At 37.7% G+C, this 26,271-nt stretch carries 32 protein-coding genes; 5 read left to right on the top strand and 27 right to left on the bottom strand.

The features are described from left to right. Positions 1-13: 13 nt before the first annotated feature. Together WMO42_RS02150 and WMO42_RS02145 are read right to left on the bottom strand one after the other, a co-directional pair. The gene (locus WMO42_RS02150) at positions 14-499 is read right to left on the bottom strand and encodes a YaiI/YqxD family protein (RefSeq protein ID WP_090139701.1); all 486 of its coding nucleotides are present in this window, start codon (positions 497-499) and stop codon (positions 14-16) included. 53 nt (positions 500-552) lie between these two features. Next, a complete protein-coding gene (locus WMO42_RS02145; protein ID WP_055175126.1) occupies positions 553-1,116 on the bottom strand; it encodes an HNH endonuclease in 564 nt (187 codons plus the stop codon). A gap of 328 nt (positions 1,117-1,444) precedes the next feature. Here WMO42_RS02145 and WMO42_RS02140 point away from each other — a divergent pair, with 328 nt between their 5' ends. Next, positions 1,445-1,684, top strand: a complete 240-nt coding sequence (locus tag WMO42_RS02140) for a DUF6061 family protein (RefSeq protein ID WP_015515240.1) — start codon at positions 1,445-1,447, stop codon at positions 1,682-1,684. A 167-nt stretch (positions 1,685-1,851) separates the two neighbouring features. Here the strand turns inward: WMO42_RS02140 and WMO42_RS02135 are convergent, their stop codons facing one another. Then, entirely contained in the window at positions 1,852-2,544 is a 693-nt protein-coding gene (locus tag WMO42_RS02135; protein ID WP_005334737.1) for an ABC transporter permease, read from the bottom strand. A gap of 271 nt (positions 2,545-2,815) precedes the next feature. On the opposite strand from WMO42_RS02135, the gene WMO42_RS02130 reads away from it, so the two are divergent. Then, positions 2,816-3,982 (top strand): IS110 family transposase, encoded by a 1,167-nt coding sequence (locus WMO42_RS02130; protein ID WP_349191419.1) that lies wholly within the window; start codon positions 2,816-2,818, stop codon positions 3,980-3,982. A gap of 101 nt (positions 3,983-4,083) precedes the next feature. Here the strand turns inward: WMO42_RS02130 and WMO42_RS02125 are convergent, their stop codons facing one another. The 8 genes from WMO42_RS02125 to WMO42_RS02090 all read right to left on the bottom strand — a co-directional run bounded on the left by WMO42_RS02125 (position 4,084) and on the right by WMO42_RS02090 (position 10,335). After that, the gene (locus WMO42_RS02125) at positions 4,084-5,016 is read right to left on the bottom strand and encodes an ABC transporter ATP-binding protein (RefSeq protein WP_349191418.1); all 933 of its coding nucleotides are present in this window, start codon (positions 5,014-5,016) and stop codon (positions 4,084-4,086) included. A 63-nt stretch (positions 5,017-5,079) separates the two neighbouring features. Further along, on the bottom strand, positions 5,080-6,012 hold the full coding sequence (locus WMO42_RS02120) for a HAMP domain-containing sensor histidine kinase (protein ID WP_021738955.1): 933 nt from the start codon (positions 6,010-6,012) through the stop codon (positions 5,080-5,082). Then, on the bottom strand, positions 6,013-6,798 hold the full coding sequence (locus WMO42_RS02115) for a response regulator transcription factor (RefSeq protein ID WP_226851416.1): 786 nt from the start codon (positions 6,796-6,798) through the stop codon (positions 6,013-6,015). 157 nt (positions 6,799-6,955) lie between these two features. After that, entirely contained in the window at positions 6,956-7,666 is a 711-nt protein-coding gene (locus WMO42_RS02110; RefSeq protein ID WP_015515237.1) for a DUF6040 family protein, read from the bottom strand. Then, entirely contained in the window at positions 7,644-9,365 is a 1,722-nt protein-coding gene (locus WMO42_RS02105) for a MobA/MobL family protein (protein WP_349191417.1), read from the bottom strand. Before WMO42_RS02105 ends, WMO42_RS02110 begins: the two co-directional genes overlap by 23 nt. Then, complete coding sequence (locus tag WMO42_RS02100; protein WP_005345966.1) at positions 9,341-9,646, bottom strand: hypothetical protein; 306 nt, start codon at positions 9,644-9,646, stop codon at positions 9,341-9,343. The genes WMO42_RS02105 and WMO42_RS02100 overlap by 25 nt, the downstream gene beginning before the upstream one ends. Then, positions 9,646-9,960, bottom strand: a complete 315-nt coding sequence (locus WMO42_RS02095; protein ID WP_349191416.1) for a relaxasome subunit MobC — start codon at positions 9,958-9,960, stop codon at positions 9,646-9,648. The genes WMO42_RS02100 and WMO42_RS02095 overlap by 1 nt, the downstream gene beginning before the upstream one ends. Before the next feature lie 144 nt (positions 9,961-10,104). Beyond that, complete coding sequence (locus WMO42_RS02090; RefSeq protein WP_003505382.1) at positions 10,105-10,335, bottom strand: helix-turn-helix domain-containing protein; 231 nt, start codon at positions 10,333-10,335, stop codon at positions 10,105-10,107. Positions 10,336-10,509: 174 nt separating this feature from the next. Here WMO42_RS02090 and WMO42_RS02085 point away from each other — a divergent pair, with 174 nt between their 5' ends. Both WMO42_RS02085 and WMO42_RS02080 read left to right on the top strand, forming a co-directional pair. Further along, entirely contained in the window at positions 10,510-11,139 is a 630-nt protein-coding gene (locus WMO42_RS02085; protein ID WP_015530039.1) for a helix-turn-helix transcriptional regulator, read from the top strand. Between the two features lie 160 nt (positions 11,140-11,299). Next, entirely contained in the window at positions 11,300-12,595 is a 1,296-nt protein-coding gene (locus WMO42_RS02080; protein ID WP_349191415.1) for a tyrosine-type recombinase/integrase, read from the top strand. Between the two features lie 165 nt (positions 12,596-12,760). On the opposite strand, the gene WMO42_RS02075 is transcribed toward WMO42_RS02080, so the two are convergent. The 12 genes from WMO42_RS02075 to WMO42_RS02020 form a co-directional block, all read right to left on the bottom strand. After that, positions 12,761-13,606 (bottom strand): CPBP family intramembrane glutamic endopeptidase, encoded by an 846-nt coding sequence (locus WMO42_RS02075; RefSeq protein ID WP_055307252.1) that lies wholly within the window; start codon positions 13,604-13,606, stop codon positions 12,761-12,763. 2 nt (positions 13,607-13,608) lie between these two features. Next, a complete protein-coding gene (locus WMO42_RS02070) occupies positions 13,609-14,436 on the bottom strand; it encodes a transcriptional regulator (protein WP_349191414.1) in 828 nt (275 codons plus the stop codon). 105 nt (positions 14,437-14,541) lie between these two features. After that, the gene (locus WMO42_RS02065; RefSeq protein WP_055238822.1) at positions 14,542-16,092 is read right to left on the bottom strand and encodes a recombinase family protein; all 1,551 of its coding nucleotides are present in this window, start codon (positions 16,090-16,092) and stop codon (positions 14,542-14,544) included. After that, entirely contained in the window at positions 16,085-17,767 is a 1,683-nt protein-coding gene (locus WMO42_RS02060) for a recombinase family protein (protein WP_178496059.1), read from the bottom strand. The genes WMO42_RS02065 and WMO42_RS02060 overlap by 8 nt, the downstream gene beginning before the upstream one ends. 1 nt (position 17,768) lies before the next feature. After that, complete coding sequence (locus WMO42_RS02055; RefSeq protein ID WP_006859318.1) at positions 17,769-19,460, bottom strand: recombinase family protein; 1,692 nt, start codon at positions 19,458-19,460, stop codon at positions 17,769-17,771. Positions 19,461-19,599: 139 nt separating this feature from the next. Beyond that, complete coding sequence (locus WMO42_RS02050; protein ID WP_015559318.1) at positions 19,600-19,848, bottom strand: DUF6870 family protein; 249 nt, start codon at positions 19,846-19,848, stop codon at positions 19,600-19,602. A gap of 82 nt (positions 19,849-19,930) precedes the next feature. Continuing rightward, complete coding sequence (locus WMO42_RS02045; RefSeq protein WP_006859319.1) at positions 19,931-20,317, bottom strand: type II toxin-antitoxin system PemK/MazF family toxin; 387 nt, start codon at positions 20,315-20,317, stop codon at positions 19,931-19,933. Between the two features lie 5 nt (positions 20,318-20,322). Next, complete coding sequence (locus tag WMO42_RS02040; protein ID WP_155177762.1) at positions 20,323-20,490, bottom strand: hypothetical protein; 168 nt, start codon at positions 20,488-20,490, stop codon at positions 20,323-20,325. Then, on the bottom strand, positions 20,462-20,782 hold the full coding sequence (locus WMO42_RS02035; protein ID WP_055067727.1) for a hypothetical protein: 321 nt from the start codon (positions 20,780-20,782) through the stop codon (positions 20,462-20,464). Before WMO42_RS02035 ends, WMO42_RS02040 begins: the two co-directional genes overlap by 29 nt. Positions 20,783-20,790: 8 nt before the next feature. Further along, positions 20,791-21,213, bottom strand: coding sequence for a hypothetical protein (locus WMO42_RS02030; protein WP_007889575.1), 423 nt, complete (start codon positions 21,211-21,213; stop codon positions 20,791-20,793). Between the two features lie 651 nt (positions 21,214-21,864). Further along, on the bottom strand, positions 21,865-22,188 hold the full coding sequence (locus tag WMO42_RS02025; RefSeq protein WP_178286607.1) for a helix-turn-helix transcriptional regulator: 324 nt from the start codon (positions 22,186-22,188) through the stop codon (positions 21,865-21,867). A 190-nt stretch (positions 22,189-22,378) separates the two neighbouring features. Continuing rightward, positions 22,379-22,591 carry a helix-turn-helix transcriptional regulator gene (locus WMO42_RS02020; RefSeq protein ID WP_014081251.1) on the bottom strand — a complete coding sequence of 71 codons (213 nt, stop codon included), beginning with the start codon at positions 22,589-22,591 and terminating at the stop codon, positions 22,379-22,381. A gap of 248 nt (positions 22,592-22,839) precedes the next feature. Between WMO42_RS02020 and WMO42_RS02015 the strand changes: the two genes are divergently transcribed. Next, the gene (locus WMO42_RS02015; RefSeq protein ID WP_055067726.1) at positions 22,840-23,073 is read left to right on the top strand and encodes a hypothetical protein; all 234 of its coding nucleotides are present in this window, start codon (positions 22,840-22,842) and stop codon (positions 23,071-23,073) included. Positions 23,074-23,097: 24 nt separating this feature from the next. Here the strand turns inward: WMO42_RS02015 and WMO42_RS02010 are convergent, their stop codons facing one another. The 4 genes from WMO42_RS02010 to WMO42_RS01995 all read right to left on the bottom strand — a co-directional run bounded on the left by WMO42_RS02010 (position 23,098) and on the right by WMO42_RS01995 (position 26,230). Further along, entirely contained in the window at positions 23,098-23,442 is a 345-nt protein-coding gene (locus WMO42_RS02010; RefSeq protein ID WP_055067725.1) for a helix-turn-helix transcriptional regulator, read from the bottom strand. Positions 23,443-23,546: 104 nt separating this feature from the next. Then, a complete protein-coding gene (locus WMO42_RS02005; RefSeq protein WP_226947687.1) occupies positions 23,547-23,744 on the bottom strand; it encodes a hypothetical protein in 198 nt (65 codons plus the stop codon). Positions 23,745-23,763: 19 nt separating this feature from the next. Continuing rightward, positions 23,764-24,696: a hypothetical protein gene (locus tag WMO42_RS02000; RefSeq protein WP_006859581.1), complete on the bottom strand. Its 933-nt coding sequence runs from the start codon at positions 24,694-24,696 to the stop codon at positions 23,764-23,766. A gap of 88 nt (positions 24,697-24,784) precedes the next feature. Continuing rightward, on the bottom strand, positions 24,785-26,230 hold the full coding sequence (locus WMO42_RS01995; protein WP_006859580.1) for a hypothetical protein: 1,446 nt from the start codon (positions 26,228-26,230) through the stop codon (positions 24,785-24,787). Between the last annotated feature and the right edge of the window lie 41 nt (positions 26,231-26,271).

Raw genomic sequence — 26,271 nt, 5'->3', positions numbered from 1 at the left:
TGTCTCCTAATTTTTATTTAACTCCAGCTCTTCCAGACATCCGGCTGGTATCCAAGTGTTGATACTTTTCCACTAGTCTCTCAAAAGAGGCTTCAAAGTTTAAATCATCCTTATCACTTCTTTTTCTTGGACCTTTCATGTGGTTTTTACTGCTTGCCCGCCTTGCCTTCTTACTTATATGTCTTTCCATTAACATAAGATCAATATTTTCATTTGTATACCATTTCCCGGACTGATGAATGGCATATGCACCCTTACTTAATGCCATGGCAGCAACACCATAATCCTGCGTAACTACTAAATCTCCTTTTTCACAAAGGCTTATTAACTTAAAATCAACCGCATCAGCTCCGGCACCCACATATACCACTTCTGAATAGTCTGATGTAAGATAATGATTAGTATCACACAAAAGCGTTACGGCAATATTATGACTCTTAGCTATTCTTTCAACTATCCCTATCACAGGACATGCATCAGCATCTACATATATATGCATACTCTTATCTCTTTCATTTACAATCAATTGTTATATACATTTAGGAACTGTCTCTATTTCATTCCCACAGATAACTTATACCAGCGTTTTATGTATGGATCATCAAAAAGCTCAAGGTCGTTTTCTGTAAGTCTCACGAAAAGCCCTGTAAGCCCGTCATACTCATTAATGTCTCCTGTAGGATACAGTTTCCAGTTTAGCTGCTCTAATGTCCAGTTACTCTTAACTGAATTGTGAAGCATAGACGTTGTCGCATAATTAGACGGGTTATCCTCTCCTCCAATGGCAATAGGAATGATGTGGTCAATTGTTGGGACCAGTTCCCAGTAGGCACTGTGACATTCTTCCATCTTCCAATGGCTCTGATATGGAAATGCATCCGGCATGTAATATGATAACACCTTTAACAATCCCGGATTAACAAGCTTTTCCCCGGTATATCTGTCTATAAATCCGTCTCTTACAAACTGCTCATACTTTTCCTTATCTGTATAGCTTCTTCCCTCCGGTTTTAACTTCTTAAATGGATATTCCTTATTTATAAGATTCTTTGCCGATTCGATATTACCTGTGAGAATACTCTTAGCACTTTGTTTGATTGTTGTAATCTTATCCATAAAAACGCACCTGCTTTCCTTTATCAGTTTTATAAACAGGAATTGAGATTTCATGTATTCCAAGGGATTTAATAATTGTTATATTTTATTATCAAATATCTCTCAAGCCTTTGAAAACACTAAGTTTGGCGCAGGTGAGCTTTCCCTTATTGTTTCCCTTGTGTTATATCGTCCCACCAGTGTTTACGAACTCTGATAAGGGCAAATACAAGGGCAAAAAAACTGATAACACATTATAGCACAAAATGAAAATGACATGGTGAACTGATTGAAACGCTTCTGATTTTTGTAAGAAATGATTGATTGAATGATAAGGAGATTTGATACAATGAGAACAATATTTGCAGAATACAATCCACAACGTAATAGTGTTGATGTTTATACCTCTGCGAGCTATATGCTCCGCATTGACTGTTGGGAAGCAGAAAAGAATTTAAAAACTACGCCTGGCTCAGATTGTGCATTAAATGCACTTGCAATTGATGAACCGCTTGAATATGTACGATTATATCTGGATGGGAATATGCAGATGTGGGTAGATGCGGAAGATTCATTGGAAATCTTTTAAAATAATCCAAACTTACGTCAGCTACCACATACATGTAAGTTGTCATCTGTTTGTGTAATCACTAAAAACATTGACTTTAAAAATCAAAGCCGCCGTTATATAAATACATGAAATTGAATCTGCTTTGCGACGGCTTTTTCTTTTACCATTTGTAAAAATAGAAATAATCAATATAGTTCAGGCACTTTTCTTTTAAAGATAAGTAGTGTAGCAATGACGGTAACAATAGCAACTAAGATAACTTGCATTATGGACTCCTGATTGGTTGTGTTTTTGGTGATAATAACTTGCCGTAACACAATAACAATCAAAGAAGTAACGATTGTTGCAGGAACAGATTTTCTGATCATGCCAATAATAAATGACCACAGAGACAGCACCATACATATAATCACAGTGGTTATTGCCATTGGTATCCATGTTCGGAGCATTGATGGTTGAAATGTTCCCTCCAGCATATTAAAGGATTTATCCGCAAATATAATATAACTGCTACAACAGATATATCCAATCGTCATTGAAATCGCTGTATAAACCATGATTATAGTTAATTTGCTGGCAATCAATTTTATTCTGTTTAAAGGATAAGAAAACATAATCGTAATTGTTCGATGATTATATTCTCCAATAACCAGCTTTGCCGTTAAGACCGACGAGTACACAAGAAAAATGAATGACATCAATAAGCCAATGACAAGGTATGTGCTTTCAAATGTGTCTTTGACCTGTTTGGGGTCTGTCATGCTATCCCATAAAGATATTGTAATGAAAAGGATGCTGAAAAGAATTGCGGCAAACATAAAGATAATATTTTGTGCAATACCAAATTTTTTCAGTTCCAGTTTGATCAAATGTGTCATCTCATTTTTCCTTGTATGATAATTAGGAAGTTAATTATCACACGTTTCCTTTCTTTTAATATCGTGGTTCAATACATTCAGATACTGTGGACTTTTGATTATTTCCCTGTAGCTCTGACTACTCTAAGGAGTGTATTGCCGCTACCTTTATCTGAATTGTTTATAGCTGGATGTTGCCGGAGTAATCCGAGTACTTATTTCCATCAAGTCTACGATGATAATCGCTGGTGGATATCACGGTATCAGACTTTAGAAAGGGAGGTACAACCTCATGATTTATGTAGGCATTGATATTGCCAAACTAAACCATTTCGCCTCAGCCATTTCTTCTGATGGTGAAATCATAATCGAGCCGTTCAAATTTACAAATGACAATGATGGCTTCCAACTGCTGATCTCGAAACTCGAATCATTCGATAAGAACAGTCTCATCATTGGTCTTGAATCGACGGCACACTACGGCGACAACCTTGTTCGATACCTTGTTGCCGGTAATTACAAAGTGTGTGTGTTGAACCCCATCAAGACTTCTACTATGCGTAAGAATAACGTGCGCAAAACGAAGACTGACAAAGTCGACACATACATCATTTGTAAAACTCTCATGATGCAAGATTCCCTCAGATTTGTGACCTTCTATGATCTCGATCTGATGGACCTCAAGGCTCTTGGCCGTTTCCGCCAAAAGACCATTAAGCAGCGAACCCGTTTAAAGATTCAGCTGACTTCTTATGTGGACGAGGTATTCCCTGAATTGCAGTATTTCTTCAAATCAGGTCTGCATCAAAAATCTGTCTACGCTCTCCTTAAGGAGGCTCCTACACCGGAAGCTATAGCTTCTATGCACATGACTCATCTGGCTCATTTACTCAAGGTGAACTCCCACGGACACTTTGATAAAGAAATGGCTCAGCAGTTAAGAGTTCTCGCACAGAAGTCTGTCGGTGCTAGCGACAGTGCTCTATCTATTCAGATAACTCACACCATTGCACAGATCGAGTTACTGGATAGCCAGTTAGAAAGAGTTGAAGCTGAGATGACTGATATCATGAAATTCAATGATTCTGTCATCATGACCATTCCGGGTATCGGATACATCAACGGCGGAATGATACTTGGTGAAATCGGTGATATTCATCGTTTCTCCAGCTCCAACAAGCTGCTTGCATATGCAGGTCTGGATCCTTCTGTTTACCAGTCCGGAAACTTCCAGGCTAAGAAAACCAGAATGTCTAAGCGTGGTTCCAAAGTACTCAGATATACACTTATTAACGCAGCTCACAATGTTGTAAAAAACAACGCCACCTTCAAGGCTTACTACGATGCCAAAATGGCGGAAGGCCGGACTCACTATAATGCCCTTGGGCACTGTGCCGGCAAACTTGTCAGAGTCATCTGGAAGATGCTTACTGACGAAGTAGAATTTAATCTCGAATAAGAGGTCTGTATACCAATATCGATAGATTTTGAAAAGCACACTTATGGGAGTCTTATTAAGGTTACCCTTTTTTACCACCGATAGTGAATACGAATTTCCAGCTAATTTATGCTTGACTTTTCATAGCTGGTCTCCTCTGTAAGCTGGAAAAAGAAATCTTCCAGTGTGTCTTGCTTGCGTCCCATGCTCTCCAAACCAATCCCGTTCTCAATGATGGCTTTTGACAGAGCTTTACCTGAAATATCAGAATCATAAATGTGGATAAATTCTTTATCTAATACACTAAAATTCGTGATTCTCATGTTTTCAAGCAGTGCAGCAACACGAGTCACATCGTCAACCTGCAAGCTGATATAATCTGTTTGATGCTTATGGATTTCTTCGATAGGTAATTCTGTTAAGAGTTTTCCGTGTTGAATAATTCCAATCGTATCAGCAAGAAGATCCACTTCGGATAGAATGTGGCTGGATATAAAAATAGTTGTTCCATCTTCTTGATTTAGCCGTTGAAAAAGGGTTCGCATTTCACGAATACCCTCAGGGTCTAAAGCATTGATCGGTTCGTCTAAAATCAAAAATTCTGGCTTTGCCAGAATAGCTCTTGCAATAGCAAGTCGTTGTTTCATACCCAACGAGTAATGACAAACTTGTTTTTTCTCGACATTCTGCAAGTCCACCAAATGCAAAACCTCATCGATTCGTTCCTTGTTGGGAAATCCCATATACTCACAGTGCAGCTCTAAGTTTTGTCTGGCAGTCATTTTATCGTAAAAGTATGGATTCTCAATAATAGAACCAACCTTTTTGAATATTTCATAACTGTGACTGGTAACTTTTTCGCCTAAAAGCTGAACCTCTCCAGCATCTGGCTGGATAAGACTCAAAATCATTTTCATAACCGTGCTTTTTCCTGCGCCGTTTGGACCAACAAAGCCATATATTGCCCCTTTAGATATATGCATATTTACATCGTCTACAACAATATTATCTTTGTAGGCTTTTCGCAAACCTACGGTTTCCATAATATAATCCATTTTGTGTGCCTCCTTTATAGCTGCCATTATACAAAATGGACTTCTCTTTTCTCTGTCATAAATCTAACGATTTTCTAACTTTTTCAAGATGATTGAGAAAATAGTTTGCTCATTTTGTACACTATAAACTTCTAAGTCTGCCCCAATTTGTTCAGCAAGACATTTTGAAATTGAAAGCCCCAAACCACTGCCGGAAGTTTTTCGGGCTGTTGTATAATTCCTTTCAAAGATCTGTTTTTGCTGCTGTGGTGATATCCCATCTCCTCGATCTTCTATTTCAATAATGTTTTTTCCATTTGATGTGATGAGCCTTAAAGAAATATACTTACCATCACCACCATGTCGGATGGCATTGTCTATCAGATTTTTTAAAATGCGTTGTAACGCCTCGTTATCTGTATAGGCAAAAATCGGTGTATCCGGTATCTGAATATTGACTTCAAATTGTTTCTGTTCAAGAAGGTCATAGTAGTCCAAAATTGTATCTTGGCAAATCCTTGATATATTTTCCTTTTTCATTTTAATAGAAAAATCTCCAGAAGTTATTTTAGACATTGTAAAATAGTCGTTAATTGTTGAGATTAAATCATCAGCCTTTTGGTCTATTTTAACAGCCATAGCATGAACATTTTCAGATGCAGAGTAAGTGTTTGTTATATTGGAAAGCATTTCACTATTTCCTTTTAGAACAGTGAGTGGAGTTCGGATGTCGTGAGAGATGTTTGTAAGGACTTTCGCCATTGCCTGTTTACTCTGCTCAAATTGTGACTTTTTTGTATAAAAATCCTGAAGCAGCTTATTAAGTGCAGCGCTTAATTTCTTGATACTATCATTATCTGTAGGTATAAGTACAAAGCCATTTTCAGAAATGACAGAAATAGTATCAAGCCTACTTGTAATATAATCAATTTCTCGTACTAATTTTTTATGCTGTATCTGTTGCCAGATCAATATAAAAACCATAACAAATGAAAGAACCACAAATAAAATCATCATCTATTTCTCCTCCATCTTATATCCAATGCCCCATAAAGTTTTAACATAGGCTGTACTGTCTTCTGCATTGCTCTTCAATTTCAAGCGAAGACGATTGATGTGTGTATTCAACACATTTTCATTTCCAAAATATGGTTCTTTCCAAATCAGTTCATATAGCCTTTCCTTTGAATAAGCCTGCCCCGGATGGCTTGCTAAAATGTATAAAATTTGAAATTCAATTGGCGTTAAATCTATGGTTACTCCTTTGCGCTGAACCATGTGACTATGAGGGTCGATTTCTATATCTTTAATTTTGATAATTGAATTATTCGGTAACGCCTGGTAGGTTCTTGCTCGTCTGATGTTAGCCTTTATTCTAGCAGTAAGCTCAATGAGTGAAAAAGGTTTTACCACATAATCATCAGCACCCAAATTCAATCCTAATGATTTGTCTATATCATTGTCTTTAGCAGTAATAATAATAATTGGTATCTTGCTGACTTTACGAATTATCTTAATAATCTCCATCCCGCTTATATCCGGTAACATAAGATCAATAAGCGCAAGCGCATATTCATCATAGCTTGTAATTTTCTGGATAGCTGACATACCATCATTAAAAGCTGTCACTTCAAATTCTCCTGATAAATAATCGTTTATCATTCCTCTTATTTCTTTATCATCTTCAATCAATATTATCTTGTTTTCTATCATGATTACTCCTTGATTTTTTATTCTTCCGTCAATAGGTTTTTCTGCATCTTTTTTTCTCAACCAAATGGTTGTCTTTTTTACTTCTACCAAAACATTATAGTTCCCTTGCTCGGACAAAACAAGTTATCCACTTTCATTCATTCACAGAATCTGTATATCGACATAATCAGTCTTTTTATCTTGCATCATGAAATGACCAATTATGCCGATTTATTGTTTAACAGTTTTAGGCATGGTATAGTATGTTTTAGTAATATCCCCTTGTTTCCCGCCAGCCTTTCACATACCATCTTATCACGACATATATTACCTGTACCAATAACAATAGAAACAGTAGATTGACTGGTAATATTGTCCTTATCCAATCTGCGAAATAGATTGCTATTGCCATACTTACGAGTATCACCATTATGGTAATCATATCCCAACAGTATTTCTTATATAGCCCTGCAATCTTTATTTCGATGAATGCCAAAAGTATTCCCACACCCACCAGACATCCACCGGAAATCAGTATTCTTATCATCCAGTATATAATTCCGACAACGACAGGATTGGATATTCCATTGCTAACCTGTGCCACATTCTTCCCTGCCAGTATAGTCAATCCTGCAATGTTCTGTATAAAAGTGGCGATTGTATCAAAGAATACCACGCAATCAGAAATAAATATTTTTGACCGTATCATCTGAAAAAGAGTAGTTGATACGGAATACCATATCAGCAGAAACATCAATGCTTCATATATAGCTGTTTTTGCTTTATATCTGCCTGCCAGTTTTTCTCTCTGTGTATCATACCTTTCCTTAGCTTTCAGATAAGCTGTCTGTTTACAATTCCCGCACTTTTGATAGAGCACCGGCTTTTCAACCGGTATCTCTACTTTTTTCTGATGGGAGAGTGCATAATCCCGTTCCTGTTCTGCCTGTCTCTGCTTATCTCGACATTCCTCTATCATGGCTTGGGCGGTGTGCGTTTTCTTTTTCTCGCTCTGCAATAATTCTTTTGTTTTCCTCAAGTCGTTCTTTAAGGCTTGAATGTTCCCTGCTCTGTTCTCGCTGTTTAACCTCTCGTTCAAGGTCAGCGATTCGTCGAGCTGCACTTTCAGTTTCCTGATAGTCCGGTCTTTCTGGTCGAGTTCTTCCTGCATCTGCTCCGTCAGCATTAGCAGTTCTTCCAGTTGATCGTCGTTCTTTGAGTTTCTTAATTCGTTCATCAATCAACCTTCCTTTCTCTAATTGCTGTTCAAGTTCAGTAATTCGCTGTTCTGTTTCTGCAATAGCCGGTTCTCGCTGTTCAATTTCTGTGCCAATTCCTGCCATTGCTGATTTTCGTCTGTGAGTTTCTGTATCTGGTCTGTCTTTTCTTCCAGAAGCATCAACAGTCCTTCTGTATCCGGTAAGATTTGTAGCAGCTCTGACAATTCTTTCTCTAATTGCTGCAATCGTTCTTCCTGCTCCTGAAAGCACATCAGCTTCTCGTCCTTTTCCTGTATCTCCTGAAGCATCTCTGCCATGATATTCTGCTGTTCCTCTATCTGTGTAATCATTGCTTCCATCATGGGAATTACTTCTTTGCTTTCTTCTAATGTCATTCAACCACTCCTTCCATATTGACAATGCACCGGATACCTTACCAAAGGTTGTGATTACCTTTTGCAGTAGTGCATTTTGTTTTTTAATCATCTGGTTTTCCTCTACCTTCCATGAACCATTCCATATCTGTCCGGTGAGATATTTTTCCTCAATCTTTCTTGCATCCGCACCCTCATGAATCGTAGGGACTTTTAATTTGCCCTGTCGTTCATAAGAGCGGTGGTCAATCTGATTGTCTATGGATAAATGCTGGTTACACATCTTAGCCCATTCGCTTCGCCATATCTCACAATTCTTTGGATTGTTCCATCCGGTAGCATCGGTCAGAACCCGTTTCCATTGTTTTCTGTTTCTTGCCCCGACTTTCTGTACTCCGTTTTCATCAAGTACCGGAATACGGATTCCATGCCGGTCAGGGTTTTTCTTATCCTGCCACCAGTCCGGGTGGGATTCATCAACTACGATATTTCCGTCAGTATCTCTGACAAAATCCCAGTCCTTGACTTCTTTGTTGCCCCATGAATGGTTCGGATTGAATGGTCGCATGGTTACAAGTAAATGCACATGTGGGTTCCCGTCGCCCTTATCGTGTATGCTCCAGTCGGCACACATTCCCTTATCTACGAAAGTTTTTTGAATATATTCGGTTGTATAATCAATCTGTTCCTGTCTGCTCCATTCTTTCGGCAGGGAAAATTCAAATGAGCGTCCAAGCTGTGCATCTGCATTTTTTTCTATCTTCAATACCTCATTCCATAGACGCTGTTTCTGAAATGTGATTTTAAACTTTTCCAGTGCGGCATCTTTATCATCCGCTCTTTTATAACGGATAGACTGTTGAAACCTTTTTATATTTTCTTCCGGTACATGCAGCCATTCAGGAGGTGCATTTTCGCACATCATCAGACTGGTGTAGACGACTTCCTTTTTGGAAGTATAGTAACTGATTCTGCCTGTTTCCTCATTCTTCATCACATCTCCATTAAGATATGCCGATGCGGATATGACAGATTTTCCTTTACTGCGCCCGACAATCTTTACTGTAAAGTGAAATATCGCCATGATACGATTCCCCCTTTCTGCCGTATCCGGCATTGATTTCCGACAGCATCTTCTTCTGGTTTGGCAGAAGTGAAGCTGTCGGAACGCCCTCTGCGCAAGAGTGCCCCCTGCGGCATGAGCAGGTCTGGCTGAAAGCCCCGCCGACGGAACGAGCCCGGCAAGCGTAAGCGCAGACCGGTTGCCACTTGTGGCAAACTTATAAGGACGACCTCTGGTTGTCCATAAGTGCGCCCTTCATTCAAAGGCAATGAAGGGAATGGAAAAACCACTCCCTCCGCCATTACACTTCCTCCATATCTGTAAGTGGCTCTTTCTGCATCGCCTTTGAGAAAAACTTTCCGTTTGTTTCCTGCCTTTTTAAGAATCCTATCAACTTTGGTAAATCTTCCTCCTCAATCGGACAGCCAAGAACCGATTCCACTGCGCCACCAATCTGACAGAGCCTGTGGGTTCGTTTTTTACTTTCCTCTGCTTTCTTTCTCTTTTCCAGTTCCTTCCGCTGTGCTATGAGCTTTTTTGTAGCTTCAATGCTTTCCTGTTCCTTTTTCTCTAATGCAAGTATTCTTTCTTCATAAGTCTTTGTTGATTTCGCCATATCGTCTTCATCCTTTCTTTTTCCGATAAACAACAGTTCCCGGTTGCATATCAGGAGAAGCACATGGTATAATCCTCTTGCGTGTAGGTATATCATGGCTTCGGTCTGATAGAACCTTTGGCGGTTTCGTAGGAAGCCGCCTTTTTAAGTTGCCACATTTCTTGTGACAGCTTTTACATTTCCTTTATCCCTCAGATCTCGCCCCTCGTTGGCTTCCATGAACTTTTCCAGAATGTCAGTTTTAATAAGGACTTTTCTTCCGACTTTTAATACCGGAAGCTTCTTCCATTCAACCAGCTTTCTCAAAGTGTTTCTGCCAATTCCTGTATAGTCGGCTGCTTCCTCGATGGATAATGCAATCTTTCTTTCCGTCATCTTGTCACCTCCTGTTAAATTGCATTATGCAATTTTTGTTGTGCTGTTAGTATAGCGGTTTTATATTGCGTTGTCAAGCGTTATGAAATTTTAAAAATAATCATTAAATTGCATATTGCAATTATGTGAGGTACATGCTATAATTCATACATACCGAAAAAGGAGGCAATCAGCATGAAAGATAAAGAACTACGCAAGCTGATAGGTAGCAGGGCAAAACAGCGTCGTCTGGAATTAAATCTGACACAGCCTTATGTTGCAGAGAAGATGGGAGTTACCGCTTCCACAATCCTTCGTTATGAGAATGGTTCGATTGACAATACCAAAAAGATGGTGCTGGAAGGTCTTTCGGAAGCACTTCATGTATCTATTGAATGGCTCAAGGGGGAAACCGATGAATACGAAACCGATATTACGGATAAGAAAGAATTACAGATTCGTGATGCAATGGGCGATATTCTCAAACAGTTACCTCTCGACCTTAGTAAAAAGGAAGATGCTTTTTCCAAAGATTTACTGCTGTTGATGTTAAAGCAATATAACCTGTTTCTGGAATCATTCCAGTTTGCCTGCAAGAATTACAAGGGCAGCACAAATGAAGCTGATATTGCAAAAGTAATGGGGTTTGAATCGAATGATGAATATAACGAGATTATGTTTCTCCGGGAGATCACCCATACTGTTAATGCTTTTAATGACATGGCAGATATTGTAAGGCTCTATTCCAAGAAACCGGAAATGGCAGAACAAAGGCTTGAAAATCTTTTATCAGAAGTTTTGTATGAGGATTCCGATTCGGTATAGAACGACAACCGGAGTTATGATACAATGAGCACGAGCGAGTCAGGCTGTTTACAGATTTGACGAGCGGCGAATTGGCTTATGGACTTGTCCATAAGATGCCTACACGCAAGAAGCATTTCATCAGTTCCGATTGTCTGATATCGAAAGGAGACACACGATTATGGCAAAAGGATCTGTAAGAAAAAAAGGAAAGAAATGGTACTACCGCTTCTATGTAGAAGATGCAAGCGGCAATCTGGTTCAGAAAGAATACGCTGGAACAGAAAGCAAAAGTGAAACGGAAAAACTGCTCCGTCAGGCAATGGACGATTACGAAAGCAAGAAATTCATTGCAAAGTCGGAAAATATTACAGTTGGAGAATTACTTGATATATGGGCAGAGGAAGAATTAAAGACCGGTACTCTCAGTAATGGAACAGTCCAGAATTACCTCGGTGCTATTACCAACATCAAGAAGCATCCAATTTCAGAGAGAAAGTTGAAAAATGTAACATCTGAGCATTTACAAGCCTTCTTCAATCTGCTTTCCTTTGGTGGCACTTATCCAGATGGTTCAGAAAGAAAAGGTTACAGCAAAGATTACATTCGTTCTTTCTCGGCAGTATTACAGCAGTCATTCCGGTTTGCAGTATCCCCAAAGCAATATATCACTTTCAATCCGATGCAGTATATTAAGCTGAAATACCAGACGGATGAGGTTGACCTGTTTTCTGATGATGACATGGATGGCGATATACAGCCAATTCCACGAGAGGATTATGAAAGACTGATTGAATTTCTACAGGATTACAATCCACCGGCAATACTTCCAATCCAGATAGCTTATTATGCAGGACTTCGTATCGGTGAAGCCTGTGGTCTGGCATGGCAGGATGTAAATCTTGAAGAACAGTGCCTTACGATCAGACGAAGTATCCGATATGATGGTTCAAGGCACAAGAATATCATCGGACCAACCAAACGAAAAAAGGTAAGGATTGTTGATTTTGGAGATACACTGGCAGAGATTCTTCGCAATGCCCGAAAGGAACAACTTAAAAACCGAATGCAGTACGGAGAACTTTACCACAAAAACTACTACAGAGAAGTAAAAGACAAAAACAGAGTTTACTATGAGTTCTATCATCTGGACGGAACAGAGAATGTTCCAGAAGATTATAAGGAAATATCCTTTGTCTGCTTAAGACCGGATGGAAGTTTGGAACTGCCAAGCACGTTAGGAATTGTTTGCAGGAAGATTGCTCAGAAACTGGATGGATTTGAAGGATTTCATTTTCACCAGTTGCGACACACCTACACAAGCAACCTTCTGGCAAATGGAGCAGCTCCGAAAGATGTACAGGAACTGTTAGGACACTCAGATGTCAGTACCACAATGAATGTCTACGCCCATTCCACAAGAAAAGCCAAGCGGGAATCCGCAAAGTTACTTGATAAAGTGGCAGGCAACGACTAAATAAAACTTTCCCTTATTTCCCTTACGATTATCTCATAAGGGCAAAAATAAGGGAAAATACATATCATTTCACTAATGAATGGGCTGAAAAGCCTGTAAAATAGGGAAAGTTAGAAAGATATTTCGGCAAACTTGAAATTGTCGATTTCTTTACATCGATAAAGTTCAATTTATCTCTCGATTCATAATTTTCTCTTCAAGTAAATTACCCACATGCTGTGTTTCAAAAAACATTTCTTTATTTATAACAACAATTATAATTGCCGCAATAACAACAAAAATAGTTTGTATACATTTTGTTTCAGGAGTCATGTTTATCTTTTCCTGCATAATATTTATAAACAAATGAAAAATAATTGTTGCAAGCATACTTCTGTTATTCTTTACATATACCCATGTCTGAAGGAAATCAAGTGGTATCACGCTAAGAAGAAAGTTAATCACATACATGATTCCCATCTCTTTAAGTCCATACTGGTACGTTCCAGGTATCCAGAATAATGGCAAATGCCACAAAGACCAGATACATCCAAAGATGATAGACTCCTTAAACCAGCTGTTGTATGCACCAACAGCATCCTCTCCATAACCTCTCCAACCTAACTCCTCTATGCAGGATGCCAACAAAATTGTAAGAAATGCAGACGTACCACCTATAGAAAATGAAAAGTCTTCTGTAAATGAAAACTGATTTATACTGCCGCCAAATAATACTGATGTACCGATTGAAGCCGTCACTATCACAGCAAATATCAGCACTGCAATTAATATATATTTAGGTTTTATTCTATAAAACCCAATCAGCTTCTTCTTAAAGTCATTAATGAGTGCTTTATTCTTAGATGTAAATACAGTTACTACGGCAACTACGGCAGGTGAAACCAAGCCAAGAAACATTCCAAGATAAAGCCCTGTCCCTTCATTAAGTAAAATTGCAAATAGCCACCAGAACCAAGTGCAGGCAAATGTAATCAAATAGAATCTGACCGGTCGATATATATACTTTTCCATGACTACACCTCAGCCTCTACAATCACAAGCTCACTCTTTATACCATTGAGCTCGATGTAATTGTCTGCTTCGGCATCTGAAAAGTCATCAACCTTTTTGCCCTGTCTCTCATAATAAATATGAGTTGCTATTCCCTTTTTTGTGCTTCTAAATCTATAATCTGCAGGAATTGTAAGTCTTGATGTTGCTGACAACTGATTAATCTCAATCGCACCCTCATGTGATAAAACACTGATCTGCATATCAAGATTTGAATCTATCTCAATTTCACTTTTATTTCCCTGAAGGGTAACTTCGCTAATTTTGCCATTTACCTCAATATGTTCATTTTCTATGTCAGTAATATTCAGTGTCCTTGCATTAACTGATAACTCGATTTTTCCAATATATTTTACTGGAATAAAAATAGTAATGACCAAACTCTCCTTTGCATCTGCTTCACTGGCTTCATTAAATCTGTTAAGATCAATATCGATTCGGTTTTTTATATCATCAATCTTAACTTTATAATCTGCCAGAAGATTCTTATAGACATTTGAAAACATTGCGACTTCAATTTTTTCTCCATGATATGCCTTTAAATCTACAGCATATGCTCCACCAAGCTTGATATCAAAATTCTTCTTACCATCAATATCGTATTCAGTACGACTTTCATAGATGTAATTAGACTGCTTTTTCTCTGATTTCTCATTCGAAAGTAATTCATCTACTGATATCTGGAAGAGATCTGCTATTGCCATCAGATTTGCAATATCCGGTGTTCCGGTTCCTGCTCGTGTCAACCCCAGACCAAAAAAAATTGATTTTTTTGTACCCTCAAATATCACTTCCCATTATACCTGCTATTGCAGTATATTGAAAGCAATATTTATACTTGCAGAAGAAAGGAGTGCCACATTTTCTCGGCACTCCAAACTCTGTAACCATCCATCTTACTTGAAAAATGGATCATCTGTATTCCATATAATCTCTATATTGTCCTCTCCATTGATAATCACTTTTTTGATTACTTTCTGGATTTTCTCTCTGTCAAAAGATTCCATATTGATGATACTTTCTAACTGTGTCTCAAACTTACTAGAAGAATTATCTTCTGGTGGTATTTCTGTTTTAAGCTGTTCGATTTCCTGATGCAATTCATCAATCTGCTCCACCATCGCCTTTGAACGCTTGACATACTCTTCTCTTGTGAGCTTGTCATCCTTATAATCAGAATACAACATCATCTTTTTACTGCTGAGGCTCTTCACCTTCTTTTCAAGTGTTGCAATCTTTTCTTCCGGAGATACTTCTTTCGATTTACCAGCTTTCTTTATTCCTTTCTCATCCAGATAAGCTGTTGCATACATATTTACAATTTTCATGATTGTATTTTCAACCTTGGCAATTTCCACCCTGTTGCTTTTGCATGGAGAATTTTCCTCAATTCTAGACGAGGAACAAAGAAGAATGTCACCTTTTACCCTTTTGCTGGGTACCAAGGCTCTGCCACATACCCCACAATAATAAAACGGATTATAGTTTCTCTTACCACGCTTTGGACGAATATATTTTTTTGAATTAGCATGTGCCGTATCAAATAATTTCTGAGTAATAATAGGTTCATGACAATTCTCTATCACAATCCATTCGTCTTTAGGCACATAGGTTGAAGTGTTATTGCTGCCTACCCTCTTCTTTGTTTTATTCCATATCAGTTTTCCAAGATAAACTTCATCGTTTAATATATCGTGGATAGAAGAAGTACTCCACAAGCTTTTCACTTCAACTGCATGGAAAAAGTTTTTGCTTCCTTTTCTCTTCTTATATGCGGATGGTGTATCAATACCGTGAGCATTTAAGTAATTTGCCACTTCTGTTTTTCTTTTGCCCTGTGCGGTCAGTTCAAATATCAGCTTAACCACTTCTGCTGCTTCCGGATCTACAATAATCTTATGCTTATCATTTGGATCTTTGACATATCCATACCTTAACTGACCACTAATGTTCTCCCCATTCAGTATCCTTGTGTGCTTTGCAGAACATATTTTATTGGACAAGTCCCTGCTATAAAGCATATAAATTAAATTCTTAAACGCAACATTCATACCACCGGTGGAACCATCATAGTTATCGCTGTCATAATTGTCATTAACTGCAATAACCCGTACCTGATAAAGTGGAAGTATCTGCTCCAAAAGACTTCCAACTTCAATATAATCCCTTCCGAGTCTGGATAAATCCTTTACAACAATGCATGATATTTTTTCAGCCCGGATATCCTCCATAAGCTTCATATAGCCTGGTCTTTCAAATTTTGTTCCGGTAAATCCATCATCACAGTATTCCTGTACCTTCGTATCCTTAAGCTCCGAATGATTTTCAATATATGCTTTTAACAATTCCCGCTGGCTGGATATACTGTTACTCTCCTCTTTCCGATTTAATGATACATCTTCATCTTCCATAGAAAGGCGAATATACATAGCAGTTATCTTACTCATTCAAATCACCTTCTCTCTTATTTTTTACCTGTAACAGTTCTTCCAGACAATCATCATAAACCAGATTTACGGAAATTCTGCCACCTTCAAACACCTGTACCTTGTCAACAAATGCATCTGCCAGCTCTTTGTTGAGTTTTCTGCATTTCAGATATTTATTGATAAGATTTTCCCAGTCCGCATCAATCTTATAATTCTTTGAATACAAGTTCTGAGATATTAAAAGATTATCTATCTCCTTCTTCAAAGCTTCGCTTTTTAAAAGATACTGCTGTTTTAATGTCAGATATTCACTCTCATTAATCAAATGTTCTGAATAATCTCCATATAACTCAGAGAACTTGCGGTTTACCTTCTCCAGTTCCCTGCGCTGTCTGGTAATGGCTTTTTCATACACATCGTATTTTTTCAGTCCGCTGCTTCTTGCATTTAATTCCCTTATTACTCTTAATGCGTCAATACAGCAACGCATATGATTTGAAATCTGAGCAAAGACAGCTTTGTTGACATCCTCCTGATCAATTTTGTGTCTTGAACATGCCGGATTAATACCATCTGAAAAAGTTCCACAAAAATATACATACGATTTTGTTGTTCTTGGAGAAAGTCTCATTCCCTTGCCACAGTCTCCGCATACAATTTTTCCCTTTAGTAAATTCTTTTCATTAGGTGGGTGTTTTGTAAACTCTTTTGCAAAATAAGCATCCGAGATTTCCTTTACTCTTTCCTGTGCCTTTTCAAATGTCTCTTTGTCAACAAGTGGCTCATGCGTATTTTCAACAATGACCCATTCACTTGGATCTGTTGCATGGAGTGGAATATTATTGTATTTCTCAATTACTACTTTCCCATGCACCGCCGAACCAATGTATGCCTGATTTGTCAGTATTGACTTAACTGTTGTTTTGGTCCATACACCATTGGTTTTTACATTCTGCTGGTAACCAAGAGATTTTAAATACATCAATGGTGACATTATTCCCTGCTCATTCAGATATTTTGCAATTGATGTATATCCTTTGCCCTCCAAAAACAATTTATAAATAAGTCTGACATTTCCAGCAGTTGCTTCATCCACAACAATTCTGTTCTTCTCCGTCTTGGATTTCAGATATCCATACGGAGCAAAACCGCACATATATTCATCCGTAGTCCATTTTCTACGATGTGCAGTTGAAACTTTCTTGGAAATATCCTTTGCATAAAACTCATTTACGATATTTTTCAAAGGCATCATAAGGTCTGTGCCCGGTCTGAACGAGTCAAAATCATCCGTAACAGCAATGAATCTTACATTGAGAAAAGGAAACACTCTTTCAATGTAGTTCCCCATCTCCACATAATTTCTTCCAAGTCTCGATAAATCCTTAACAATAATACAGTTAATTCTTCCTGTTTTTGCATCCTCAAGCATTCGCTTAAAATCCGGTCTTTCAAAATTAGTACCGGTAAAGGAGGCATCATAATATTCCTCTTCAATTACAATATCTTCGTGATCTTTGACATAATTCTTCATAAGTTCCATCTGTGTTTCGATTGTCCCTCTCTCAATGTTCTCTTCCGTTTCATGAGACAGTCTTGCATATAATCCAGCCTTAAAAAGTACCTTCTTCTCTTTATCCGGTAAGGCTGTAGCTTCTAGTGGCATCATATTTTTTCTGCTTTTTCTTGCCATATTACACAGCCTCCCTTCTGCTGATATTTAATTGTCCACCCGGTTCTTTATCTACTTGATAGCCCAGTTTTTCAACCGATTCTAATAACTGCTTATAACAATCATCAAAATCAAATACGATCTCAACCTCTTTATTCTCTGAAACTCTTACTTCACAAATCAGTTTTACAACCACGTCCCTGGTCAGTTCCTTAATATCCTTGTATTCGGTAAAATAATTCATCCAGAGATGCTTATCATCCTTCTCCTCAAGAATTAAAGCAATGTCTCTCTCAATCTGGCGAATTATTTCTTCTCCCTCTTTTGCTTTTTTCAGATATGCCTCATGAAGTTCAAGATATTCTTCTTTAGTAAGAATTCCGTCCTTCATATCTTCATACAGTGAAGTTTTCAGTCTTTTACACTTCTCAACTTCCTCAAGTTTTTTCTGTTTTCTTGCTTCAAGACTTTTTACATCAAGCTGCTGGAAAGGAATTGTTCCAATATAATCAAGTATTTCTTCCAGATTCATTACGTTTTTGATATGAAGCTTTAACATTTCAAGCACCGTATCCTCTAATAACGATACTGATATTGAGTGCTGTGAACACTGCTTTGTCAATTTATGATTAGAGCAGATATAGTAAGCGTATTTCTTATCACCTGCTGTTGTAATTTTTCTTGTCATTGGTGAACCACAGTCTGCACATACTGCAATACCTGAAAGATTATAGACCATATCTGAATCCGGAGATATTCTCGTATCCATTCCCAACAACCTTTGAACAATCTCAAAATCCCTGTCACTAATAATCGGCTCATGATTTTTTTCGATTCTTATCCAGTCAGATTCCGGCTTAACAACCTCCTGCTTCACTTTATGATTTGGTGTCGTTCTTTTGCCTTGAACAAGATTTCCAATGTAAATCTCATTTTCAAGAATCCTGCGGACCGTGACTGAACTCCATACCGATTTTTCATTCTGTAAAAATCCGGTCTGATAACCGCTCCCTGTGCTCTGCTTATATTCCATAGGTGCAAGCACACCCTCATTATTCAACTGTGTTGCTATTGCATCCTGACTCATTCCGTGAAGCTTTAGCCGAAAAATTTCCTTCACAATACCGGCTGCATAAATATCAATAACCAGCTTATGTTTATCATCATCCGATTTTTCATACCCATAGGGAACAAATGCACCGATATACTCACCATTTTTTCTCTTTACATCCAAATGGCTTCGTATCTTTATACTGATATCCCTGCAATATGCATCATTGATCAGGTTTTTAAACGGAATAATAATCTCATCACCCTGTGACTTTCCAGTCACACTGTCATAGTTATCATTGATTGCAATAAACCTTACACCAAGAGCCGGAAATAATCTTTCGATGTATCGACCTGAATCAATATACTCACGTCCAAAACGTGAAAGATCCTTTACCACCACACAATCAATTACTCCTCGCTTAATATCTTCCATCATCGTCTGAAAAGACGGACGGTCAAAATTGGAGCCGGAATAACCATCATCCACATATTCTTTAACTATTCTAATGTCTTTTTTGTCTGCAAGGAAATTTCGGATGAAATCCTTTTGATTTGAAATACTATTACTCTCAGCTTTTGCGCTGGTAGAAACATCGCCATCCTCCTTAGATAATCTAACGTAGATGGCTGCATGATAGATTTTTGAGATTTGTTTACTCATATCGCAACACTCCTTTAAATATTCTACGTCAGATGTACCCAACTAAAATATCAAAGGAAGTTATGCCATATTCATTTAGTCCTTGAACATATCATAGCACAACTCCCTTTCATTTTCCATATGATTCTGAAAAAAGATTCTAAACTGTAAGCAGCATATTCTTGAAAGCTTCTTCTATGGAAACTCCATTATTGGCAAAGCTTACTTTAACTTTCATCTTCCCCACTCTCATCATATAGGGATTTCCAACTTTTCTTATAAACTTCTGCTGTCTCTTTTCAATCGTATCATTCAGATCAGCATGATAAGATGCCATATCGGGCATTTCATTAATCTTGACATCACTAAAATCAGTATCAAGCAATGCTCTGTATTCTTCTGCTGTCATAAAATCTATCCCCCTTTCAGTAAAAATGCCACCCATAAAATACAGGTGGCTATGTAACCCGGAGCAAATGCCCCGGTAATATTTAATTGTACTTTTCATATGCCCCAATCTGGATTTTTACACATTCAGTAATCTTATCAAGTAGTTCCGTATCTGAAATTGAAGCAACTACCCTCTCAATCTGGACATTTACATCAATGGATACAATCTGCTCACATAATGCCATACTGTCAAATACCTCAAAATCTGTGTCAGTAACCTTTACCTTTGCAGCCGGTATTGGACAGTGGGTTGGCAGATATTTCTTTTTCCATGTTTTTGTGGACATGGCTACTGCTGTGACAACCGGTGAATACTGATTTGCCTTGTTATTTGAGATAATAATATAAGGTCTTGTATACTTCTGAATGCTCCCTTTACTTACTGACTCCAGATTTGCAATAACAATATCGCCTCTGTTCAGTTTCATCTATGTCATTCCTCCTGTTCCCTGATATATTCTTCTGCCTCATCCTCTGTCGGACAGGCAACAATCCGTTTCCCATATTCATCAATCACTACTGTTTCGCCCGGAAATATAATCAGTTTTAATTTTCTATTTTCTTCTGTCATATCATTCAAAAGAAATGAGAGCAGGTTCATAGCCCCTGCTCTCTGCATTAATACTGATTCCATGTTCCGCTGCAAGTGTCATTACAGCTTTAATCTCATTAAGTTCCATTGAAATGTCTACCACATCTCTTACTAGCACACAGATAATGGCATCTCTTTCAATATAATATCTTAATCGTTCAACCGCTTTTTTATCTGTATTGAAAACTGTCTCAACAACTTCCATGCCGGACTTTTTTGCATATGCCTCGATACGGTCAGCTGTATCATTTGCATTATTCCTTACAAATATCAGACACTGCTTTTCTTTGGAATCCTGCATATTGCCTCCTATCTGCCGTCCCTGATGTTATGATAGAACTTTGATACCGTATCAAGCACCAGCCCTCTTATATCACTTTCCTGAACAGGCTCTTTGTACATCATCTCATAACACTCTTCAAGTTCTCCATTAATATCCTCCACATAGATATCATATTCGCTGAGTTTTCCAAGTGTATCAATAACGGTCTCATCTGTTGCACCAATCATATCCTTTGAAAGTGTTATGATTGTATTAACATCTTCTTCCATATTTAAACCAATAATGGCATATTTCATCGGAAATGAAACTCCTTCTGTAGAAGCAGGCTCTGAAAGCATAGCTACAATTTCATAGCCATTATCCTGACAATACTTTTCAAGCAACTTCGGCACAAAATGATCTGTAGCCTCTAATCCTGTTTTTGCATAATATATAATTGCTCTTTCCATCTTAAAATCTCCTTATAAATAATATTGATTTGATACTGTGCGCACTTTATCTCCTCACATAAGCTGACTTATCTGTACTCTCCACACCATCACACCTAAACATTTCTTTTCTGTCGGTGACCATAAATCAGTTTGTGTGGGAAGATAAAATACTATCTTCCCGGTTTCTTAACCATCCCCGTATCGGGTAACATATCCTTTGCCAGCCACAAACACTTCGTAGTTTCCTGCCCATCTGGACTTACGAAAGTAGCCACTCTCTGAAAATGCGTTTTGCTGAAATTCAGGTGCACTTATTATCTCATTACCTCCGGCTGCTAACCCGGTAGGCACAACCCTCTGCTCTTATCCTTAAAGGCTCCTGCTGTTACGTTTCTCATAATCGGCTACAGCTCTGAGGATAGTCATCGCACGAAATGGGATTCTGCCACCCTGTCATAGACAAGGCGATATAAGCTCGTGGGATATGCGTGTCCTATTCTGTTTTCAATATTCAACGGTTCTTTTCTCAGAACCTGAACAGAGTATAACTGACACCACGCATCTTCTACAGTAACCGACACTCTTTTGAACTAAGAGTAACACTCCCACCTGTTCCAAATCCTTATAAAAAAAGCCGGACTGCATCATCCAAAATGCAATCCGACTTTTTTATTCTGTCAGAAGTTTCATATTGTCAACGGCATTTAATACCATATTCCGGATAAACTGTACTTCCTTCTCCTTCAGACCAACCAGCAGATCATCGACTTCTGCCTTTCTTTCACACCCACACACAAGATAATCCAACGTTATATGAAACAATTCAGCAATACTAATCAGCGTATCTATTTTTGCTCCATTTACACCAGCTTCAATTTTCCGCAGAGCATCCACTGACAATCCAATCTGCTCGGCAAGCTGCTGTCTTGTCATTCTTCTTGCCGCACGCAACTGTTTTATTCTTTCTCCACTATTAACAATATCGTAGTACACCTTCCACTCTTTTCCGGCACCTTATATATTTGCTTAAGCTGTATTCATTGTACCGTAAGCGAATCTTTTGTCAGAGTGACTAAACCAGCTATTTCAAGTGGAATATTGTACACCTTAATACCAAGAATATAAATATTTGCGGATTAAAAAAAGAGATATTTCCAAACCATTACATTTTGGAAATATCTCTTTACTTAATATCCTCATCCGGCACAAACTCCATGATGTCCTCTATCTTACAATCAAGTATGGAACATAATCTGTTTAGGATTACCGTTTTTACGACCATATTCTTTCGCAATCGCTGTAACTGTGCTTTATCTATTCCATAATCTTTAATTAGTGCATACTGGCTAATATTTTTCTTCTTGAGTGTAATCCATAACCTGTCATATACTATCATTACAAAGACCTCCTCCTTGTATTCTACGCAAGAGTGTCCTATAATGATATGGTGTGTGTATGCACCATACTGTATGTATATGATAGAATAGAAAATAGCCATAATCTGCATAGAAAACAGCTCTCAAGGTTATTATGTAATATAGAACGGATTATCTGTTTTACTTTTATGGTATTCAACCGGGACAATTCAATCACCTGACAATTTGCCCGCAGATACCCTTTTCAGAAAGGATTCACAACAACACTATGAATGATAAAAACACATACTCTGTTGATAAATATTTGAAAATCATTGCCGAAAAAGAAGGAATCACAAAAGAAGAAGTCCAACAGGAAATTGGGTGGGCAGTTTCTATTGCTTTAAAAAGCCCTGATCCACAAATGCAACGCTTCTGGACAGACTTTCCATGTGAAAATGAAACTCCCACCATTGAAGAAATCATATACCATCTCGCTGAAAAATTTGCAAAAGAGTCATAGACAAATGACAGGATAACTACCCGTCTATTCACTCAGATAATCTTCCTGTCCTCTTAATATTTGTTCAATCATATGTAATGCAAATTCTATTTCTCTTTCGTCACACTGATTCATCATAAATGCAAAACGCTCAATGTGTTTTTCTGGGTGCTGCTGGCTCATCAGAACCGTAGGCGATGACTCCAATGCATGAACAATATTCAAATATGTATCAAGACTCATTGCCCTTCTGCCATTTTCAACACTTTTGATAGTATCCAATGATACATCCGCCCGTTCTGCAAGCTCTGCCTGCGTAATTCCAAGCCTTCTTCGTTCTTTTCTGATATTCTCTGCAATAATTTTGTATATGTGCTCTCTTTTCCCCATAGCCCCATCATCCTTTCTGACTTATCGCATTATATCAGAAATTATTATGGGTTTTAGGAAACTGTAATCCTTTGACATTTTCATGTAATACTTTGCATATTCTGTCAAAATCCCTTTAATTTTATGCTATCAGGATGTTTATTATTTATCGCCAACGGAATACCTTTTTGCCAACAGTCCATTTCATACCCTTGCTGTTTTAATTTTTCCAAACACTCTCCCTTAACAATAATATATTCTGGTTTCGCTCTTCCAAAAAATCCTTGATCATACCTGTCAAAATCTTCCGGAACATACTTCATCTCATATTTATCCTCACCCTTAGGCGATAATACCATATGCCCAATACTTTCTTGACAATTCCTTATTAACGATATTGGATAAGAAATTAGGATTCTGTGCTTGAAATGCTTTCAAACTTTCAATAAAAGCAGACTTACTTTCTGTTTTCAAATCCGAAAAAATTGAATCTACTTTTTGATTTTTTACATTTTTTTCAATATACTCATCCGATTTAGCTTCATATTTCTCTACCATATGCGGATTTTTCGTTACAGCATTAGAATACCAATTTGTCAAGTATTTTAAAGTGTTAAGCTGTCTATCAGAATTACTACTTTCTCTACTGATCCTTTGATATTCATCATATGCACCTGAATCCATTGACCTCATCATATCAAGACCATCTGTAGTGTAAACAAGATTACTACCATGTCCTAAATAATTTCCTTTTTTTACCCCGTAATCCATATTTCCATCTGCATTCATCTTTCCGGCACTTGCCAGCTTTGCTATAGATTCCATTGCATCCAAAAAGGAACTTTTTTTATCTTCTGATATAAAATTATTTGCAGCATATTCCGCTTTTTTCATTCCTAATGATATATTAGCCTGACGCTCCTCCTCACTCACAGAGCTGCCATTTCCAATAAGAAAATTTTCGCGGATAATATCATATACAAATCCCTGTTCCTCTTTGCTACAATTTTCAAGAGAAGACGATATCGTCTTGTCAACATCATACATTCCTGAATATGCTGGTAAATCATCTGCACTTTTATCCACTTGAACAATATTCTGCTCAAATTCGTTTTTCTCTTTTAGCTGTATTGCTCTTTTACCTTTTGCACTTATTTCCAGAATAACCGCATCATCTTTTTCCTTAGAAATATCAATTTTCTCTTTTCCATTCCAGTGATTATTACCATACGGAGTGATCACGCTGTCCTGATAATGTTGGGTAGCTATCTTCATTTTAACCCTCCTGTATTTTGCATAATAGGTTGACACACCAAATCGTGTGACAACCTATTTTTATATTTTCTTAGTTACAATTTACACATTAAAACGGATGATACATAGTATATGCCAAATGGAAAATAGTCTCTGAAGCACTTATGCTACTATCATCACTTGGCGATACAGAAACTCCACATATATCAAAATAATGAGTGGATGTTGAACCATAATACGAATATACACCAATTCCAGGTGGTAAAGAAATATCAATTTCAAATTTACCACTTGAGTCTGTAGTACCTGTACCTCGCCTTATTGCATTCGCAGAGGTATTATTAGCCTCCCATGCCGGACTATAATATAATCCGTTAATCTGCTCTCCCCCAACTGCATACGTTACACCCGTCGAACTGTCTGTTGCTGTCAGCACTCCATAAACAGTTAATGTTCCAGATCCCTGCGTTCTGAAATGTGCTCCATATCCAGGATAATTAACAACCTTATTTAACCCTTCTGAACCTTTAAGATCAGTTATAACAATACCTGTAGCCTTCAAAATAGGAGTAATAGACAATTTATAATTCTGAATGTCCAAATCATCAAAATTCTCCATAGTTTTTGCATTGGAAACTCTAATATAATATTTTCCTGACGAAACAGAAATAGTGTTTCCGCTGCCTACTCGTTTCATTTGATACCCTTCTGATGCAACATTCTGATATACTTCTACAGAACAGGTATTTGTTGAAGCTGTAGTAGCAGAAATTTTTAATTTGTCATAAATTCTACTGCTTGGCACTGTAATTACATACCAATCATTATCAATCGGAGAACTTAAATTTCTTGATTCAATATAAGCCCCTCCTGCTCCATATGTAAATGCTAATGCCTGTCTTACAGACTCGTCAATCTCATAAGAATCACACGCTGTACTTACTGAATAATCCAATGTGAATGATTCACTTACACTTCCGCCCTCAGATGCTAATACATACAAATAATATGTTGCTGTATCACCTGATGTTATATAGCCTAACGCTTCCGGCAATGTACCTGCGGTGCCATTAATATAAGTATAATAATCTGAGCCCGTTAAAATATTGCCTTCTGCATCCAATAAATACAAATCGTAATCCAAATCTGCATTAGCAGGCGTTGTTAACTGTGCTTGCAAATATACCCCTGCTGGCAAATTAATATTATAAAGTTTTGCATCGCCCTTTGCTGTCAAATAGTCACTAACCGTACCGACTACAACCGCAGTATCAGCTTGTGTAGCCAAAATATCCTCTGCAATACTTTCATCTACTGTAATACTTTCTGACGATTTCGATAAGTCATTATTTTCGGTTGTTTCCAATTCTGAAATTTCTACAGGTTCCTGTTGCTGGATATCCACCGATTCATTTCCAACATTAGTATCTTCTGCTGCGACTAAAGAATCCTCTGTGATTTCTGCTGCTTTAACATCCATTCCATTAGCCAATGAAAATGTCATTGTTAATGCCAATGCTGTCGCAACCACTGTTGTTATAAATTTATTTTTCATATCAATTCCCGCCTTTCTAAGCTTATTTTGTACAACAATTT

Source organism: Lachnospira sp. CLA-JM-H23 (genome assembly GCF_040096425.1).
Lineage (GTDB): Bacteria > Bacillota > Clostridia > Lachnospirales > Lachnospiraceae > Lachnospira > Lachnospira rogosae.
The sequence above is the reverse complement of the archived record's forward strand: the minus strand, read 5'-3'. Positions and strand labels throughout refer to the sequence as shown.

What these genes read in the sequence shown, in the direction of transcription:
- WMO42_RS02150 (WP_090139701.1), bottom strand. Translation starts at nt 499, where the DNA reads ATGCATATATATGTAGATGCTGATGCATGTCCTGTGATAGGGATAGTT.
- WMO42_RS02145 (WP_055175126.1), bottom strand. Translation starts at nt 1,116, where the DNA reads ATGGATAAGATTACAACAATCAAACAAAGTGCTAAGAGTATTCTCACA.
- WMO42_RS02140 (WP_015515240.1), top strand. Translation starts at nt 1,445, where the DNA reads ATGAGAACAATATTTGCAGAATACAATCCACAACGTAATAGTGTTGAT.
- WMO42_RS02135 (WP_005334737.1), bottom strand. Translation starts at nt 2,544, where the DNA reads ATGACACATTTGATCAAACTGGAACTGAAAAAATTTGGTATTGCACAA.
- WMO42_RS02130 (WP_349191419.1), top strand. Translation starts at nt 2,816, where the DNA reads ATGATTTATGTAGGCATTGATATTGCCAAACTAAACCATTTCGCCTCA.
- WMO42_RS02125 (WP_349191418.1), bottom strand. Translation starts at nt 5,016, where the DNA reads ATGGATTATATTATGGAAACCGTAGGTTTGCGAAAAGCCTACAAAGAT.
- WMO42_RS02120 (WP_021738955.1), bottom strand. Translation starts at nt 6,012, where the DNA reads ATGATGATTTTATTTGTGGTTCTTTCATTTGTTATGGTTTTTATATTG.
- WMO42_RS02110 (WP_015515237.1), bottom strand. Translation starts at nt 7,666, where the DNA reads ATGATAGAGGAATGTCGAGATAAGCAGAGACAGGCAGAACAGGAACGG.
- WMO42_RS02105 (WP_349191417.1), bottom strand. Translation starts at nt 9,365, where the DNA reads ATGGCGATATTTCACTTTACAGTAAAGATTGTCGGGCGCAGTAAAGGA.
- WMO42_RS02100 (WP_005345966.1), bottom strand. Translation starts at nt 9,646, where the DNA reads ATGGCGGAGGGAGTGGTTTTTCCATTCCCTTCATTGCCTTTGAATGAA.
- WMO42_RS02095 (WP_349191416.1), bottom strand. Translation starts at nt 9,960, where the DNA reads ATGGCGAAATCAACAAAGACTTATGAAGAAAGAATACTTGCATTAGAG.
- WMO42_RS02090 (WP_003505382.1), bottom strand. Translation starts at nt 10,335, where the DNA reads ATGACGGAAAGAAAGATTGCATTATCCATCGAGGAAGCAGCCGACTAT.
- WMO42_RS02085 (WP_015530039.1), top strand. Translation starts at nt 10,510, where the DNA reads ATGAAAGATAAAGAACTACGCAAGCTGATAGGTAGCAGGGCAAAACAG.
- WMO42_RS02080 (WP_349191415.1), top strand. Translation starts at nt 11,300, where the DNA reads ATGGCAAAAGGATCTGTAAGAAAAAAAGGAAAGAAATGGTACTACCGC.
- WMO42_RS02075 (WP_055307252.1), bottom strand. Translation starts at nt 13,606, where the DNA reads ATGGAAAAGTATATATATCGACCGGTCAGATTCTATTTGATTACATTT.
- WMO42_RS02065 (WP_055238822.1), bottom strand. Translation starts at nt 16,092, where the DNA reads ATGAGTAAGATAACTGCTATGTATATTCGCCTTTCTATGGAAGATGAA.
- WMO42_RS02060 (WP_178496059.1), bottom strand. Translation starts at nt 17,767, where the DNA reads ATGGCAAGAAAAAGCAGAAAAAATATGATGCCACTAGAAGCTACAGCC.
- WMO42_RS02055 (WP_006859318.1), bottom strand. Translation starts at nt 19,460, where the DNA reads ATGAGTAAACAAATCTCAAAAATCTATCATGCAGCCATCTACGTTAGA.
- WMO42_RS02050 (WP_015559318.1), bottom strand. Translation starts at nt 19,848, where the DNA reads ATGACAGCAGAAGAATACAGAGCATTGCTTGATACTGATTTTAGTGAT.
- WMO42_RS02045 (WP_006859319.1), bottom strand. Translation starts at nt 20,317, where the DNA reads ATGAAACTGAACAGAGGCGATATTGTTATTGCAAATCTGGAGTCAGTA.
- WMO42_RS02040 (WP_155177762.1), bottom strand. Translation starts at nt 20,490, where the DNA reads ATGAACCTGCTCTCATTTCTTTTGAATGATATGACAGAAGAAAATAGA.
- WMO42_RS02035 (WP_055067727.1), bottom strand. Translation starts at nt 20,782, where the DNA reads ATGCAGGATTCCAAAGAAAAGCAGTGTCTGATATTTGTAAGGAATAAT.
- WMO42_RS02030 (WP_007889575.1), bottom strand. Translation starts at nt 21,213, where the DNA reads ATGGAAAGAGCAATTATATATTATGCAAAAACAGGATTAGAGGCTACA.
- WMO42_RS02020 (WP_014081251.1), bottom strand. Translation starts at nt 22,591, where the DNA reads ATGATAGTATATGACAGGTTATGGATTACACTCAAGAAGAAAAATATT.
- WMO42_RS02015 (WP_055067726.1), top strand. Translation starts at nt 22,840, where the DNA reads ATGAATGATAAAAACACATACTCTGTTGATAAATATTTGAAAATCATT.
- WMO42_RS02010 (WP_055067725.1), bottom strand. Translation starts at nt 23,442, where the DNA reads ATGGGGAAAAGAGAGCACATATACAAAATTATTGCAGAGAATATCAGA.
- WMO42_RS02005 (WP_226947687.1), bottom strand. Translation starts at nt 23,744, where the DNA reads ATGAAGTATGTTCCGGAAGATTTTGACAGGTATGATCAAGGATTTTTT.
- WMO42_RS02000 (WP_006859581.1), bottom strand. Translation starts at nt 24,696, where the DNA reads ATGAAGATAGCTACCCAACATTATCAGGACAGCGTGATCACTCCGTAT.
- WMO42_RS01995 (WP_006859580.1), bottom strand. Translation starts at nt 26,230, where the DNA reads ATGAAAAATAAATTTATAACAACAGTGGTTGCGACAGCATTGGCATTA.